Raw genomic sequence first — 1,533 nt, forward strand, 5'->3', positions numbered from 1 at the left:
GCAAGAGAGCAAAGCGTGGGCAGAGTGTAACAAACGAGTAATTAACAATTAAAATTAAACAAAATGAACATCACAGGACGATTAACAAGAGATGCGGAGGTGAAAGCACTTCCTAACGACAGAAAAGTAGTAAACTTTTCAATCGCCGTAAACAATCACTACCGTAACAAACAAGGCGAAGACATACAACAGACCGCTTTTTTTGATTGTGCGTATTGGCAAGGTACAAATGTAGCCAAGATATTAACCAAAGGAGCTTTGGTTGAACTCACTGGGCGAGTGAGTGCAAGGGCGTGGCTTAGCAAGGACGGAGAACCCAAAGCGGGGCTTAATTTTCACACCTCAAAAATCAAGTTACACGCAAGTGGACAAAGACAGAACACGGAAACAACTAACGGACAGGGAACACCACAACCGTTGGAGGAAACCGAAGACGATTTACCATTTTAATTAACAGACGAACAAAACAATTTAAGAACATTTAAATTTTAGAACAATGGCACATAACATTAATTACAACAGCAGAACAGGAAAGTACAGTTTTTTCAGCGTAAAGGAAAAAGCGTGGCACGGATTGGGGCAAATCGTAAGCGAACACCCAACAAGTGCGGAGGCGATAAGACACGCAAGATTGAATTTTGAAGTCAGCAAAGAGCCTTTATATACTAAGGGTAAAGGATTGAGAACCACCGAGCAGGGAATAGTGTTTTACGACAACGAAATCGAAGTGCCGAACGCCTTTGCCACGATGCGAGATGATAACAATGAGATTTTGGGCGTAGTAGGTAAAGACTACCAAGTCGTACAAAACCACGAGGCATTCGCCTTTTTCGATGAGATTGTCGGAGGTGGCAATGGAATTTTGTACGAAACCGCTGGGGCTTTAGGCAAAGGCGAGAAGATTTTTATAACCGCCAAATTACCAAGTTATATCCGAGTGGGCAATGGTGATGATGTAACTGAAAAGTACATTTTTTTAACCACAAGCCACGATGGAAGTGGAAGTATTACAGCCGCCTTCACGCCTATCCGAATAGTGTGTCAAAATACGCTGAACGCTGCATTTAAAAATATGAATAATGTGGTTCGTATCCGTCATACATCAGGGGCAAAACAGCGATTAGCCAACGCTCACAAGGTTATGGGATTAGCCAATAAGTTAAGCGACCGATTAGAGGGAACATTTAACGAGTGGGCAAAAATTCGAGTAAACGACCGAGAAGTACGAAAGTTAATAGAATTGGCTTTGTGTCCTAATAAAGAAACCTTAGAACACTTGAAAAAAGGTAACACCGATGAACTATCAACCGTGTTTAAAAATACCGTAGATGATGCTTTTATGTACGCAATGGTTAGCGATAGCCAACAAATGGAAACCACGAAAGGAACTTTGTTCGGTGCATACAACGCCGTTACTGGGTACTATCAAAATGTATGTAATTACAAGGACGATGAAAGCAAATTAAAATCCTTAGTAATGGGCGGAACTGCACAAAGCAGAGGACAAAAAGCCTTTGACCTTTGTAATGTTTT

2 protein-coding genes are annotated in these 1,533 nt (G+C 41.4%); both read left to right on the forward strand.

Translation table 11 applies throughout. The features are described from left to right. Positions 1-63: 63 nt before the first annotated feature. On the forward strand, positions 64-450 hold the full coding sequence (locus tag VQ048_RS12135; RefSeq protein WP_064971118.1) for a single-stranded DNA-binding protein: 387 nt from the start codon (positions 64-66) through the stop codon (positions 448-450). A 46-nt stretch (positions 451-496) separates the two neighbouring features. Then, positions 497-1,533, forward strand: a 1,037-nt coding sequence (locus VQ048_RS12140) for a DUF932 domain-containing protein (RefSeq protein WP_327611920.1), incomplete at its 3' end; no start/stop codon positions are given.

It is taken from the genome of Bergeyella anatis (assembly GCF_036016955.1).
Classification (GTDB): domain Bacteria; phylum Bacteroidota; class Bacteroidia; order Flavobacteriales; family Weeksellaceae; genus JAYWXI01.

Bases quoted from the DNA above. Each gene is read 5' to 3' on its own strand.
- VQ048_RS12135 (WP_064971118.1), top strand. From the start codon at position 64: ATGAACATCACAGGACGATTAACAAGAGATGCGGAGGTGAAAGCACTT.